Consider the following 12,993-nt stretch of genomic DNA (forward strand, 5'->3'; position numbering starts at 1 on the left):
TCCTTTTACTGATGCACGGCCAACTGGTAGGCCGTGTACTTGCGAATATTGATCACGCCGGTATCGAAGATCAGGTACTGGCCCTTGATCCCGAGCAGAGTGCCTTCGATGACCGGGGTCTTGTCCAGGTTGAGGCTGACGATCTTTTTCGGATAGGCCTCGACCGGGTAACGGATCTCGACCACTTCGGCATCGGGCAGCGGCTGGATTGCCTGAAGGCCAAATCGTTCGTGCAGGGTGCGGATACCGTTAGCGCAGGCGTCGAAGATCTGCTCGCGAATCGCCGCCAGGTCGAGCACCTCGGCATCGCCCTTGAGCAGGTTGCGCCAGTTGGTGCGGTCTGGCACCTGGCTGCGCAGTACATCCTCGACCAGGCCCGACTGCTGCCGAGTGGAAACGCGCATGATCGGCAGGGCCTGGATGGCGCCCTGATCGAGCCAGCGGGTTGGCAGTTGGGTAGCGCGGGTGATACCGACCTTGACCCCCGACGAGTTGGCCAGGTAGACCACGTGATCGGTCATGCAGAACTGCTCGCCCCAGGACGGCTCGCGGCAGGTGCCGGCGTCGTAGTGGCAACGTTCCGGGGCCATGATGCACAGGTCGCACTGGGCCAGCTTGGTCATGCATGGGTAGCAGTAGCCCTGGCTGTAACTGGTCTTGGTGCGCTTGCCGCAGTGGCTACAGTGGATGGCGCCAAGGTATTCAAGGCGCAGGGTCTTGCCGATCATCGGGTTGACCGGCACCAGCGAATCACCCAGGCGAAAGCTGTATTGCACAACCGGTGCCTGCAATTGCACCGACATCTTGCTCAAAGAGCCACGAGCGAGTTCGATCAATGTACCGAGTCCGACTTGAACAGAATATTGGCGATGGGCGCCGACTTCGAGGCGCACTCTTGCGGGCCCATGTAACCGGTACGCTGGTCTTCCGGCAGGTTCTGCAGCTCCCAGGCGATGACCGCCTGCAGCGACAGCTCTTTCTGCTCGACGGTGAGCTTGCGCCCGTCGGACCATTTGCCCAGCTCGACCGCAAGCTTGAGGCTCTGGTAGATCTCGGGGGTGATGTTTTCAATCATTTGGGCGAACGTGGACATTGTCTCTCCTCAATCAAGCCGACAGTTTACGCCGCGCCAGCGCTCCACCCAAGAGCCCAGTCAGGCATCCGATGAGCAGGCCACCGACATGCGCGGCATTGGCGATCTGGCCGAAGCCGAGCTGGCCGACCACGCCGGTCAGGCACACCACCAGCCAGATCAGCATCATCACCAGTACGCCCTTGGGCAGGCGGTAATGCGGGTTGGGTGCCAGCCACTGGTACAGCCAGACGTAGCCGAGCAAGCCGTACAACACGCCGGACAGCCCGCCGAACAGGCTCGGGCCGCCGACCAGGTGCTGGGCCAGGTTGGAGATCAAGCTGAACAACAGCGTCAGCAACAGCAGCAACCATGGCCCCTGGCGCAGCTCGATGCGCTTGCCCAGCTCCCAGTACCACATGCCATTCATGGCCAGGTGGAGGAAGCCGAAGTGCAGCAGCATTGGCGATATCAGGCGCCACCACTGACCGTCGCTCAGGCCTTGCGCCAGCGAGATGAAGTACAGATATTCACCCTGCACGCGAAAATCGAGAAAGGTGAACCAGCTTAGGGTCGACAGGTTGTCGCCCAGCCCGGTGATTGCCGCGACCACCACGCACAGCAGCAGTACGCCAGCCGTGACCTTGCACGCGCTGGCCTGCTGGGCCAGGGACAGTTGCCTGGGCAGGCTGGCCTGGGCAGCCGCCGGCAGTTCGATCTGGTCGTTGCCTTCGGGGTAGCGCTCATACAGCTGGCGGACATCCTCGAGCAAGGCCTGCGGCGCCCACAGCACCTGCTCTTCGCCCTCCTCGCTGACCCGGTGCGGCACCTGCAGGCGGCGCAGCAGGCTGACAAAACCACTGAGGTCGACGGTCAACGGCAGGCGCAGCACTTCGATCACATTCATTGAGTGTCCTGTGGGCGCTCGACATCGACCCAGACGAACTTGTGCGGGTCGATGCCGGTTTCGTCATCCAGGCGATAGGCCGCCAGTTTGCCGTAGAGCACGGCGCTGTAATCCAGGCAGGCCAGATTTGGCCGGATCGGCGCCGGGCGACCGCTGCGCCAGTAATGGCCGACGAATAGCATCGGTTGCGCTTCGTCATAGCGCAGCAAGGCGTTTTTCTGCGTGTGGCTGAGCGGCGCGCTGGCTACCTCGTCCGGTAAGGCATCGGGCTGGAACACGATGTCGCCGTAGGTCTGCGGGTCTTCTTCCCAGAACTTGGTGCGGAAGAACGCCCGCGTCAGCCCATCGCCACCGGTCAGGGTGAGGCCATCCGGCAGGCGCATGTCGGTGCCGCGCAGGAGCCGATTACACACGGTCGAGGCAAAGCTGCCGGACACACCCGAGGCCTGAATGAAGTGCTCGTCGATGCAGCCGCTTGGGTACTGCGGGCGCAACTGCTCGATCAGGCTCGGGTCCCAGCAGGCGTGCACCAGCCGGAAGCGCCCGGCATCGACAAACAGCGGCAGCTCGTAGAACCAGGCCAGGAAGTCGTGCCAGTCGCCCGGGTGCTGGGCGAACTGGGTCAGGGTTTCGTCGATCAGACGCGCGTTACGCGGCGTGTGCTCACGGACAAATGCCTTGCCACTGCCGGGCAGCGCCGGCGTGACCCAGGCCAAGGCGTTGTACTCATGGTTACCCATGATGCAGAACGCCTGACCGGCCACGACCATGTCGTGGACGATATGCAGCGCCTCGCGAATACGCGGGCCGCGATCGACGATATCGCCGAGGAACAGTGCCTGGCGCCGTGGATGCCGCCAGACCCCGCCCACGCGCTTGTAGCCGAGGGTATCGAGCAGGCGTTCGAGGGTATGTGCACAACCGTGCACGTCGCCGATGATATCGAAACTGCGCGCCGGATCGAGCATCAGTCGCCCCCACCCCCCAGGCGGCTGCCCCAGCCGAGCTTGGTGCGGCAGACTTCGTAATAGTTGTGATCGAGCGGGTGGATCAGGCGCAGTTTCTGCGGCTTTTTGCTCACCGTGATGGTATCGCCGGGGGCGCAGGTGAAGTGGTTCTGGCCGTCACAGGACACTTGCGGATAGATCTGCAGGTCCTGCGAGACGACGATCTTCAGCTCGCTGTTGCCATCGACCACGATCGGCCGGCCCGACAGGGTGTGCGGGTACATCGGCACGATGACGATGGCGTCGAGCTTGGGATGCATGATCGGCCCGCCGGCCGACAGCGCATAGGCGGTCGAGCCGGTGGGGGTGGCGACGATCAGGCCGTCGGCCTTCTGGCTGCAGACGAACTGGCCATCGATGTAGATTTCGAACTCGATCATCCGCGTCGACTTGCCCGGGTGCAGGACCACGTCGTTGAGCGCGTCGCCCTGGCCAATGGCTTCACCGTGACGGCGCACTTCGGCCTGCAGCAAGAAGCGGTTTTCGACCAGGTAGTGGCCGTCGAGCACTTCGGCGACCTTGACCTCGAGCTCATCCGGGCGGATGTCGGTGAGAAAGCCCAGGTTGCCGCGGTTGATACCGAGCACCGGTACATTGTGCCGGGCCAGTGCGCGTGCGGCGCCGAGCAGGCTGCCATCGCCGCCGACCACGATGACCAGGTCACAGACCTCGCCGAGCAGCTTGCGGGTCGAGGTCTGCAGGCCATGCCCTGGCAGCACTTCGGCAATCGTGTCCTCGAGGATCACGTGCATATGGCGATCGAGGAGGAACGTTTTCAGTCGGCGAATGGTGTCGAGCACCTGTGAGCTGCCCAGGCGGCCGATGATACCGATATTGCGAAATTGCTCCATGGTGCTCCTGCAAGGCCGTACGGCGGGTAACGATAGCGGGTAACGATAGACGGATTATGGTCGAAACGACCGTCCAGCGGCAAACCGGCTATGCTCGCAGGATGACGCCCTTCACCGAGCTGCGCGACCTGCCCCGCCGTTTGCGCCGCCCTGCGGTGCGCGATCTGGCCTGGGCGCTGCTGTCGCCACCGCTGATGCGCGACTTGCCCGCACCACAGCGCCACCCGTTGACCGCCAGTGACTGGGCTGCCGACCCACAGCAGCTGCAGGACTGGTTACTGGCGCTGGATGGCGATGATCAACCGCTGCGCGATTGGCTGGCGAAGATGACCAGCCGGCGCCTGGGCCTGTATTACGAGGCCCTCTGGCAGTTCGCCTTGAACCACGCCAGCGGGGTCGAACTACTCGGCGCCAATCTGCCGATCCGCGAAGGCGGCCGCACGCTGGGCGAGCTGGATATCCTCCTGCGCGACCGCGACGGTGTGCATCATCTGGAACTGGCGATCAAGCTCTATCTCGGCCCGGCCAATGGCGCTGGCCCAGACTCCATGCACTGGCTGGGGCCTGGTTGCCATGATCGGCTCGACCTGAAACTGGCACACCTTGTCGGTCATCAGTTGCCGATATCTGCTCGCCCAGAGAGCCAGGCGCTGCTTGCGGAGCTTGGCCTGGATCAGCCCCAGGCGCACCTGTGGCTGGGCGGCTATCTGTTCTACCCAGGCATGCTTGCAGTCCATCCTCCAGCCGGCGCAGAACCTGCGCACTTACGCGGTGACTGGCTGCATCGGCGCGACTGGCTCGGCTACCGCTGCAGCGCAGCAGAGGGCCGCTGGCAGATACTGGCGCGCCAGCAATGGCTAGCACCCGCGCGTATTGCAGACAGCGAATGCTGGACGCCAGCGCAGTTCGAGCAATGGCTGATGCAGCTGGACCCGTTCGCACCCGCGCAATTGCTGGTCAGGTTGACGCAGGCCGAAGACGGCGGCTGGGAGGAACAGCAGCGGTTGTTTCTGGTGGCGGACAGCTGGCCACACTTGCCGACCTGAGCAACAGGCCGCCAGGGTTTTCGACAGATTCACGCAAATATCCGCGCAGCCTTCGACCTGTAGCAAAGAAATCTGTCAGCCATTGATTAGAGTTAGCGATACGCGCCAGCAAGAGCGCCTTTTCGACCTGATAAGTGAGGAGTGACCATGGTTCCAACCAACCCGCCGGCGCATTACGCGCGGATCTCGATTGCCCTGCACTGGCTGATGCTGGTGTTGCTGGCAAGCGTCTACGCCCTGATCGAACTGCGCGGCCTGTTCCCCAAGGACAGCGCCGAACGCAACCTGATGAAAGACCTGCACTTCATGTTCGGCCTGACCGTGTTCGTACTGGTGTGGCTGCGCCTGGCCATGCGCCTGATCAACCCGACGCCGCCCATCACGCCCAAGCCGCCGGCCTGGCAGACTGGCCTGGCGCACCTGGTGCACCTGCTGCTGTACCTGCTGATGATCGGCATGCCGCTGGCAGGCTGGCTGATCCTCAGCGCTGCCGACAAGCCGATCCCGTTCTACGGCCTCGAACTGCCCGCGCTGGTCGGGCCTGATTCGGACTTTGCCAAGTTCATCAAAGGCTGGCATGAGCGGGTTGGCGGCTGGGGCTACTGGCTGATTGGCCTGCATGCACTGGCCGGGCTTTACCATCACTACATCAAGCGCGATAACACCCTGGTGCGCATGCTGCCCTACAAGTAACCGCGTCGGCCCTGCAGCCCGCCTGTGTGCACGAACAGCAGGCGGCTGCCGGGCCTGAAGCGCCCCGCCTCGACCTCATCGCGCAGCGCCAGCAGGGCCTTGCCGGTGTACACCGCCTCCAGCGGCAGGCCACTGTGCTGTTCGCTGTCGGCGATAAACGCCAGCAGCTCATCATCCATGCGCGCAAAGCCGCCACGGCAAGCGTCATGCAATTGGTAGCCCCGCTCTCCTGCCAACGCTGCAACCGTCGCCGCTACGCCGTGGTCTGCTGGAACTGCAAGGGCGCCATGCACCGGGCGCGCACCGGCTTCAGCGAGCACCAGCCCCGCCAGGGTGGTGCCGGTACCGACGGCCAGCCACCAGCCATCGTAGTCATCCCAACCCAGCTGCGGCAGCTGCTCGCGTGCCTGCTCGACGATCAATCGGCAACCCTGTGCGCCGGCCATGCCGCCACCGCCCTCGGCGATGCACTGCCAGCCGGGGTAGCGGGCTTGCCACTCAGCCCAGAACTGCGGCTCATGTCGCGCCCGGTAGCCGCCATAGCCGAGCCAGTGCAGTTGCATGCCCAAGGCTTGCAGGTCGCGCACAGTCGGGGTGTCCTGCGCATGGCCACGCAGCAGGCCGGCGGTGGCAAAGCCAAACCGTTTGCCGGCAGCGGCCAGCGCGTGCAAATGGTTGGAGTGGTTGCCGCCCAGGCTGATCAAGCCGGGCGCGTTGCACCGCCAGGCTTCGACCAGATGGTCGCGCAGCTTGAACCACTTGTTGCCGCTGATCAGCGGGTCGATCAGGTCCAGGCGCAACACTGCGAGCTGGACCTCAGCGCGCTGAGTCCAGGGCAAGCACAGCGGTTGTAGAGGTGCCTGAGGCAGGCAGGAGAGTTCGGCAGACATCGGCCGAGTCTACCAGCTTGGGCCGGGGCCGCGCTGCAGCCCCAACCCATGCCGTTACAGCTCGGCGGCCAAGCGCGAACCTTGGTTGATGGCGCGCTTGGCATCCAGCTCGGCGGCCACATCGGCGCCGCCGATCAGGTGCACCGACTGCCCCGCTGCGATCAGCCCGTCCTGCAGTTCGCGCAGTGGATCCTGGCCTGCACAGATCACCACGTTGTCCACCGCCAGCAACTGTGGCTCGCCATCAGCGATGCGTACATGCAAACCAGCGTCGTCGATCTGCAGGTATTCGACGCTGTTGAGCATCTGTACCTGCTTGTTTTTCAGGCCAGTGCGGTGAATCCAGCCGGTAGTCTTGCCCAGACCGTCGCCGACCTTGGTCTTCTTGCGCTGCAAAAGGTACACCTGCCGCGCCGGCGCATGCGGCTCGGGCTTGATCCCGGCCACGCCACCACGCGCTTCGAGCGCAGTGTCGATGCCCCACTCTTTCCAGAACGCATCGCGATCCAGGCTGGTAGCGACGCCCTGGTGCACCAGGTACTCGGACACATCGAAACCGATGCCGCCCGCGCCGATCACCGCAACCCGCTGGCCGACCGGCTTGCGCTGCAACAGTACATCCAGATAATTCAGCACCTTGGCGTGCTCGATGCCGGGGATAGCCGGGTTGCGCGGGACAATCCCGGTGGCCAGGATGATCTCGTCATAACCGCCGGCAATGAGCTGCTCGGCGCTGACTCGGCTATTCAGGCGCACGTCCACGCCCGTGAGCTGCAGCTTGTTACGGAAATAGCGTAGGGTTTCGGAGAACTCTTCCTTGCCCGGCACGCGCTTGGCCACGTTGAACTGGCCACCGATCTCGCCAGCGGCGTCAAACAGGGTTACCTGATGGCCGCGCTCGCCGGCCACGGTCGCCGCAGCCAGGCCAGCCGGGCCAGCACCCACCACCGCGATACGCTTGGCCTGGGTCACCGGCAGATAATTCAGTTCGGTTTCATGGCAGGCGCGCGGATTGACCAGGCAACTGGTCAACTTGCCGCCAAAGGTGTGATCAAGGCAGGCCTGGTTGCAGCCGATGCAGGTATTGATCTGCTCGGCCTGATCGGCTGCGGCCTTGTTGACGAACTCTGGATCGGCCAGGAATGGCCGGGCCATCGACACCATGTCGGCATCGCCGGCAGCCAGCACGGCCTCGGCAACTTCGGGTGTGTTGATGCGGTTGGTGGTGATCAATGGGATGTTGACGTGCCCACGCAGCTTGGCCGTGACCTTGCTGAAGGCCGCCCGCGGTACTTTGGTGGCGATGGTCGGGATGCGCGCTTCGTGCCAGCCGATGCCGGTATTGATCAGCGTTGCCCCGGCCTGCTCGATGGCCTTGGCCAGTTGCAGGATCTCTTGCCAATCGCTGCCCCCTTCGATCAGGTCGAGCATCGACAGGCGGAAGATGATGATGAAGTTCGGCCCCACTGCCGCACGCACGCGGGTGACGATTTCGACCGCTAGGCGCATGCGGTTGGCGTAGCTCCCACCCCAGCGATCGGTGCGGTGGTTGGTGTGAGCGGCGAGGAACTGGTTGATGAAGTAGCCTTCCGATCCCATGATCTCGACGCCGTCATATCCCGCGCGCTGGGCCAGTTCGGCACAGTTGACGAAGTCGGCGATCTGCTTCTCGATGCCGGCTTCGTCCAGCTCCTTGGGCTTGAACGGGTTGATCGGCGCCTGAATCGCGCTCGGCGCCACCTGGCGTGGGCTGTAGGCGTAACGGCCGGCGTGGAGGATCTGCAGACAGATCTTGCCCCCAGCGGCGTGCACCGCCTCGGTGACGATACGGTGCTGGTCGGCTTCTTCAGCGGTGCTCAGCTTGGCAGCGCCGGAGTACACGCCACCCTCATCGTTTGGCGCAATGCCACCCGTGACCATCAGGCCAACACCACCGCGTGCTCGCTCGGCGAAGTACACTGCCATGCGCTCGAAGCCGCCTGGGCGCTCTTCCAGGCCGGTGTGCATGGAGCCCATAAGGGTGCGGTTGCGCAAAGTGGTGAAGCCAAGATCAAGCGGGGCCAGCAGGTTCGGGTAAGCCATGGAGCAACTCCACATGGGCAAAATCACGGGATGCGGGCGCCTCGCTGCGAGGCGGGGCCCGTCGGTTATCTGCCATCGACATTAAACAGCCGTTTGAACCGGCTCAATGATCGAAACTGACAACTTATTGATCCTGCTGCACAGCAGGTCTACCCTAAGGCTCCTTACATTCGATGGTGCCGCAGCGGTTCATGCGCAAACTTCTCGCAAGCGCCCTGGCGCTGGTAATGATCGCCGCGTTGTGTGGCTATGGTTTCTGGACGCAACAGCGCCCTGAAGGCCACTACCTGTCTGACCTGCGTATCGAGCTGGCGCTCAATCAGGGTAGCCCTGGCGAGCGCGGCAACCTGCTCGGCATCGAGCCGCTGCTCTACCCCAGCGACTATCAAAACCTGCAACGGCTGCGCCTCAAGCTTGCCGCCTACCTGCAGCAGGCCCGCGAGCAGGGGCTGGTGAATCCGCGCACGGTAGTGGTATTGCCTGAGCACATCGGTACCTGGCTGTGGGCGCGCGGTGAAAAAAACGAGCTGTATCAAGTGACCCAGCGGCGCGAGGCCGAGCAATGGCTTGAGCTGAGTAACCCGCTGCGCTACGGCCTGGCAATGCTCTGGGCGACCGGCGACGACCGGCGCGCAGATGCGCATCTGCGCATGAAGGCGGCGCAGATGGCCGCCGACTATCAGGCCCTGTTCAGCGGCCTGGCGAAGGAATTTGGCGTGACTCTGGTGGCCGGCTCGATTGTCCTGCCCGCGCCCTATGTGGAGAACGGCGTGCTGCACGCCGGCAGCGGCCCACTGTTCAACAGCAGCCTGGTATTCGCCGGCGACGGCAGTGTGCTGGGGCAGCCGCAACGCCAGCAGTTTGCCGACAGCGAAGTACGCCGGTACATTCAGGACGGTCGCGGGCAGGACGGTCGCGAGCAGCCCCTGCACGTCGTTTCGACCCCCGCTGGACGTCTTGGCGTGTTGATCGGCAGTGACAGCTGGTACCCGGAAAATTATCAGCAGCTGGCGCAGCAGTCCGCACAGCTGATCGCCAACCCGGTATTTCTCAGTGGCAAGCACAGCTGGGACGCACCCTGGCGCGGTAATCGCCATCAGGATGCCGCCGCCGAGCTGCCACTGCAGCGTGGTCAAGTCAGCGAACAACAGGCCTGGCGGCAACTGACCCTGGCCGCCAATCCCGGCCTGACCAGCATCAGCGTGTTCATGCGTGGCCAATTCTGGGAACTTGGCGCTGACGGTCAAGGCTTTGCCAACCACGCTGGCGGCCAGTTGGGCGGCACCTCGCAGCATGGCGCCCGCCTGCTCAACGTGTGGTTGTAAGGCCATGCCCAGGCCGCGTGTGCGCCTCGGTGAATTGACTGTAGGGTTCGTCCAGTCTCTGGCTGAGGCCCTGCAACAGCTGGGGCATGATCCTACGCCGTTGCTCGAGCGTTACGGCCTGACCAGCAGCCGCCTGGCCCAGCCCGGCGCGCGCTTGTCGATACCGCGCTACATGCACCTAGGCCATGCAGCAATCAAGCTCAGCGGCGAGCCGGCGTTGGGCCTGCGCATGGGCAGCTTGAGCCGGCTGGCACAGACAGGTTTGGCCGGAGTCACCGCAGCTCAAGCACCGACGCTCGGCGAAGCTGCCCGCACCTTGCTGCGCTTCGAGCCGCTGTATGCGGCCAACTACCGTGGCAGCTCGGTGTTTGTCGAAGACACGCAAGGCGCCTGGCTGCGCTTCTATTCGATCAGCCCCTACAACGACTACAACCGCTTCGTGGTCGACTCGCTGCTGTCGGGCTGGCTTGCGCAGTTAGGCCAGCTTGCGGGGCGGCCGGTGCAGGCAGAGCGAATGGAGATCGAATTTGCAGCGCCAAGCTACGCAGCGGGCTATCAGGCACTTTGTGCCACGCCGATACACTTCGCGGCCGAAGGTAATCAGCTGCGCCTGAGCCGGGCTACGCTTGAGCAGGCCAACCCGCAGCACTGCCCCAGCACCTGGCAGCATCTGCTCCAGCTATGTGAAGTGGAGCTCGCCCAGCACACCCGTGTACGCAGCCTTGGCGAGCGCATCACACATCTGCTCGGACCGTTGCTTAACGGCGGGCGCGAGCCTGACCTGGAGGAAATCGCCCGCCATTTGCAATTGCCGACCTGGACCCTGCGCCGCAAGCTTGCCGAAGAAGGCACGCGCTTTCGCAGCCTGCTCAACGACACCCGTCAGGATCTGGCCGAGACCTACATCCGCGACACGGAGCTGGCCTTCGGCGAGATTGCCTATCTGTTGGGGTTTGCTTCAGCAGAAGCTTTTCAACGGGCGTTCAAGCGCTGGACCGGGCTTACACCGGGGGAGTTCCGGCGTAATCAACGGCGCACCGGTTAGAGCTCGGTGGCGTCGTCTGGCTCGGGGGCGTCCAGTTCATAGGCCTGATATTCGAGCAGCTCTTCCTGATAGTCGTCCATCGCCCTGCTTCCTCTTCACTCATGATGTTGGCTCATGTCGCCACGCTAAAGCGGGCGCATGACGCATTGATGACAAGCTTATGAGTGATAAACGTAGCAGGGGTTCGAATGATTACCCTGGGCAAGCTGTAACAACAAACTGCAAGGCCAATCGAGGCCTTGCAGAGGCCGTTTACATCGAGGCTGGAGCAGCCTCGCTGGCCGGAGCCTCCTGCTGCACCTGGATCGGCGAAGCCTCGTTGGGTGGCGCGATCGGCTGCGAGCTGCGGCTGTCGTCTACCACCGGCGCGGCAGGTGCCTCGCTGACGGGAGCAACGGCCGCTGGGGCGACTACAGGTGCTTCGAGAGCCGCTGGGGCCGCTGCCGGCGCCACCGCTGCAGCCGGAGCCAATGCGGCCGGCGCTGGCGCTTGCTCTGGCAGGCCCAGATCTGGCGCTGGCTGCTCAGCCTTCGGCGCCTCGACCTTGGCTTCAGCCTTTTTCGCCTTCTTCGGTTTGGGCTTGGGCAGGAAGCTCTCGACCAGCGCGAAGTAGCGCTCATAGAACTGCGGCGCCGTGACGGTTTCGCTGGCCACCTTGACCATCGAATCATCGCTCGAACCGATTGGCATCGACACCGAACCGAGAATCCCTACACCAAGGCTGGCCGAGGTATTGGACTTTTTCAGCGCGTAGCGATCCTGCAGGGCGTTGGCGAACATCGTCGAACGCTGGTCATCGCTGCTGTCGGGCGCACAGGTGACGCTGAAGCTGATCTGCAAATGGTTGTCGCTGTTCTGCTGAAAGCTCTTGTTGCCGGCGATCTGGTTCTCGCCCGTGCTGGTGATGATATAGCCCTGGCTGAGCAACGCACGCCGGGCCGCTTCGCAGGAGCCGGCGTCACTGACCGGGAAGCTGCGCGAGTAGGTGCCCGAGTCATCGAAGTTCTCGTGCTCGTAGACCGCAGGTTTTTTCGAGGAGCAACCGGATACGCCCGCCAGCACAAGGGCCAGCCCGAGCGCACCGAAGACGGATGATCTGGACATCATGAATACCGGATTGGTCGAATGGCGCCTATTGTGCAACACATGCCCGCTGACTTAAACCGTTGATCTGTGAAGAAGGTGTTCTGCAAGGCCGCTCTTACAGGGGACCGCGTTAAGCAGCCGGTAATTTTTTCGCGGTTTCTACCGCAGAAACAAAAAAAGCGACCCGAAGGTCGCTTTCTCTGTGTGCTTCAAGGCGTTCAAGGGGCCTCGAAGCGAAGATGGCGCAGCGGACGGGACTCGAACCCGCGACCCCCGGCGTGACAGGCCGGTATTCTAACCGACTGAACTACCGCTGCGTATCATTCAGGCTTACGCCTGTTTGAAACTGGGATCTGACCTACAGCAACCTGTGCTGGCGGTTCAGGCACAAAAAAAGCGATAACGTGATCGCTTCTTTTGCGTTGCTTCGAGGCGTTCAAAGGGCCTCGAGGCGAAGATGGCGCAGCGGACGGGACTCGAACCCGCGACCCCCGGCGTGACAGGCCGGTATTCTAACCGACTGAACTACCGCTGCGTATCGTTCAGGCTTGCGCCCGATTGAAACTGGGATCTGGCACAAAGGCTTGGCCTTTGAACCTCAGACCGGTGACAAGCACCCATCTGGAGAAAAGTGGCGCAGCGGACGGGACTCGAACCCGCGACCCCCGGCGTGACAGGCCGGTATTCTAACCGACTGAACTACCGCTGCGCATAGTGGACTTGCGTCCTGTTCCTCTCTACCGATTTGCTTCTTGCGAAGCTGACCAGTCAGGAACATCTCAGAAAGTGGTGGGTGATGACGGGATCGAACCGCCGACCCTCTGCTTGTAAGGCAGATGCTCTCCCGGCTGAGCTAATCACCCATATTCGCTTCAAGTGTTGCCTAGTTTTACCTAGCCTTGCTTGTTACGTTTACTTCGCTGAGGCCGCGAAATTTACGCAGGTACCGATGCTAAGTCAATACCCCCATTGAATTTTTTTTCAAAAAG

12 protein-coding genes and 4 tRNA genes are annotated in these 12,993 nt (G+C 63.1%); 4 read left to right on the forward strand and 12 right to left on the reverse strand.

Annotation, left to right across the window (positions count from 1 at the left end; genetic code table 11):
• Positions 1 to 5 precede the first annotated feature (5 nt).
• From HU736_RS09555 to HU736_RS09575, 5 genes are read right to left on the reverse strand one after another with little or no spacing between them, the layout of a single operon-like run.
• Entirely contained in the window at positions 6 to 836 is an 831-nt protein-coding gene (locus tag HU736_RS09555) for a DUF2797 domain-containing protein (RefSeq protein WP_103438087.1), read from the reverse strand.
• Entirely contained in the window at positions 833 to 1,093 is a 261-nt protein-coding gene (locus HU736_RS09560) for a YeaC family protein (RefSeq protein WP_101321377.1), read from the reverse strand. Before HU736_RS09560 ends, HU736_RS09555 begins: the two co-directional genes overlap by 4 nt.
• 13 nt (positions 1,094 to 1,106) lie before the next feature.
• Positions 1,107 to 1,979, reverse strand: a complete 873-nt coding sequence (locus HU736_RS09565) for a rhomboid family intramembrane serine protease (protein WP_186700150.1) — start codon at positions 1,977 to 1,979, stop codon at positions 1,107 to 1,109.
• Positions 1,976 to 2,947 (reverse strand): metallophosphoesterase, encoded by a 972-nt coding sequence (locus HU736_RS09570; RefSeq protein WP_103438089.1) that lies wholly within the window; start codon positions 2,945 to 2,947, stop codon positions 1,976 to 1,978. Before HU736_RS09570 ends, HU736_RS09565 begins: the two co-directional genes overlap by 4 nt.
• Entirely contained in the window at positions 2,947 to 3,837 is an 891-nt protein-coding gene (locus HU736_RS09575; RefSeq protein WP_101321383.1) for an NAD(+) kinase, read from the reverse strand. The genes HU736_RS09570 and HU736_RS09575 overlap by 1 nt, the downstream gene beginning before the upstream one ends.
• 56 nt (positions 3,838 to 3,893) lie before the next feature.
• Between HU736_RS09575 and HU736_RS09580 the strand changes: the two genes are divergently transcribed.
• Positions 3,894 to 4,883, forward strand: a complete 990-nt coding sequence (locus HU736_RS09580) for a DUF1853 family protein (RefSeq protein ID WP_186700148.1) — start codon at positions 3,894 to 3,896, stop codon at positions 4,881 to 4,883.
• Between the two features lie 147 nt (positions 4,884 to 5,030).
• On the forward strand, positions 5,031 to 5,576 hold the full coding sequence (locus HU736_RS09585) for a cytochrome b (RefSeq protein WP_103438091.1): 546 nt from the start codon (positions 5,031 to 5,033) through the stop codon (positions 5,574 to 5,576).
• On the opposite strand, the gene HU736_RS09590 is transcribed toward HU736_RS09585, so the two are convergent.
• Together HU736_RS09590 and HU736_RS09595 are read right to left on the reverse strand one after the other, a co-directional pair.
• The gene (locus HU736_RS09590) at positions 5,567 to 6,466 is read right to left on the reverse strand and encodes a 1-aminocyclopropane-1-carboxylate deaminase/D-cysteine desulfhydrase (protein ID WP_103438092.1); all 900 of its coding nucleotides are present in this window, start codon (positions 6,464 to 6,466) and stop codon (positions 5,567 to 5,569) included. The two genes, HU736_RS09585 and HU736_RS09590, sit on opposite strands and share 10 nt — an antisense overlap.
• A gap of 54 nt (positions 6,467 to 6,520) precedes the next feature.
• Positions 6,521 to 8,548, reverse strand: a complete 2,028-nt coding sequence (locus HU736_RS09595; protein WP_103438093.1) for an oxidoreductase — start codon at positions 8,546 to 8,548, stop codon at positions 6,521 to 6,523.
• A 191-nt stretch (positions 8,549 to 8,739) separates the two neighbouring features.
• Here HU736_RS09595 and HU736_RS09600 point away from each other — a divergent pair, with 191 nt between their 5' ends.
• Positions 8,740 to 9,873, forward strand: a complete 1,134-nt coding sequence (locus HU736_RS09600) for a nitrilase-related carbon-nitrogen hydrolase (RefSeq protein WP_186700145.1) — start codon at positions 8,740 to 8,742, stop codon at positions 9,871 to 9,873.
• Positions 9,874 to 9,877: 4 nt separating this feature from the next.
• A complete protein-coding gene (locus HU736_RS09605; protein ID WP_103438094.1) occupies positions 9,878 to 10,918 on the forward strand; it encodes an AraC family transcriptional regulator in 1,041 nt (346 codons plus the stop codon).
• 252 nt (positions 10,919 to 11,170) lie between these two features.
• On the opposite strand, the gene HU736_RS09610 is transcribed toward HU736_RS09605, so the two are convergent.
• From HU736_RS09610 to HU736_RS09630, 5 genes are all read right to left on the reverse strand, one after another.
• Positions 11,171 to 12,022 carry a DUF2242 domain-containing protein gene (locus HU736_RS09610; RefSeq protein ID WP_186700144.1) on the reverse strand — a complete coding sequence of 284 codons (852 nt, stop codon included), beginning with the start codon at positions 12,020 to 12,022 and terminating at the stop codon, positions 11,171 to 11,173.
• Positions 12,023 to 12,244: 222 nt separating this feature from the next.
• Positions 12,245 to 12,321: transfer RNA gene (locus tag HU736_RS09615), tRNA-Asp, on the reverse strand.
• Positions 12,322 to 12,462: 141 nt separating this feature from the next.
• Positions 12,463 to 12,539 (reverse strand) — tRNA-Asp (locus HU736_RS09620).
• A gap of 97 nt (positions 12,540 to 12,636) precedes the next feature.
• Positions 12,637 to 12,713, reverse strand: a tRNA-Asp gene (locus tag HU736_RS09625).
• A gap of 78 nt (positions 12,714 to 12,791) precedes the next feature.
• Positions 12,792 to 12,867: transfer RNA gene (locus HU736_RS09630), tRNA-Val, on the reverse strand.
• Positions 12,868 to 12,993: the final 126 nt, after the last annotated feature.

Origin of the sequence: Pseudomonas shirazensis (assembly GCF_014268785.2) — a bacterium.
GTDB lineage: Bacteria > Pseudomonadota > Gammaproteobacteria > Pseudomonadales > Pseudomonadaceae > Aquipseudomonas > Aquipseudomonas shirazensis.

Excerpts from the sequence above, each read along its gene's own strand:
- HU736_RS09560 (WP_101321377.1), bottom strand. The coding sequence starts at position 1,093 with ATGTCCACGTTCGCCCAAATGATTGAAAACATCACCCCCGAGATCTAC.
- HU736_RS09565 (WP_186700150.1), bottom strand. The coding sequence starts at position 1,979 with ATGAATGTGATCGAAGTGCTGCGCCTGCCGTTGACCGTCGACCTCAGT.
- HU736_RS09570 (WP_103438089.1), bottom strand. The coding sequence starts at position 2,947 with ATGCTCGATCCGGCGCGCAGTTTCGATATCATCGGCGACGTGCACGGT.
- HU736_RS09575 (WP_101321383.1), bottom strand. The coding sequence starts at position 3,837 with ATGGAGCAATTTCGCAATATCGGTATCATCGGCCGCCTGGGCAGCTCA.
- HU736_RS09580 (WP_186700148.1), top strand. The coding sequence starts at position 3,894 with ATGGTCGAAACGACCGTCCAGCGGCAAACCGGCTATGCTCGCAGGATG.
- HU736_RS09585 (WP_103438091.1), top strand. The coding sequence starts at position 5,031 with ATGGTTCCAACCAACCCGCCGGCGCATTACGCGCGGATCTCGATTGCC.
- HU736_RS09590 (WP_103438092.1), bottom strand. The coding sequence starts at position 6,466 with ATGTCTGCCGAACTCTCCTGCCTGCCTCAGGCACCTCTACAACCGCTG.
- HU736_RS09595 (WP_103438093.1), bottom strand. The coding sequence starts at position 8,548 with ATGGCTTACCCGAACCTGCTGGCCCCGCTTGATCTTGGCTTCACCACT.
- HU736_RS09600 (WP_186700145.1), top strand. The coding sequence starts at position 8,740 with ATGCGCAAACTTCTCGCAAGCGCCCTGGCGCTGGTAATGATCGCCGCG.
- HU736_RS09605 (WP_103438094.1), top strand. The coding sequence starts at position 9,878 with ATGCCCAGGCCGCGTGTGCGCCTCGGTGAATTGACTGTAGGGTTCGTC.
- HU736_RS09610 (WP_186700144.1), bottom strand. The coding sequence starts at position 12,022 with ATGTCCAGATCATCCGTCTTCGGTGCGCTCGGGCTGGCCCTTGTGCTG.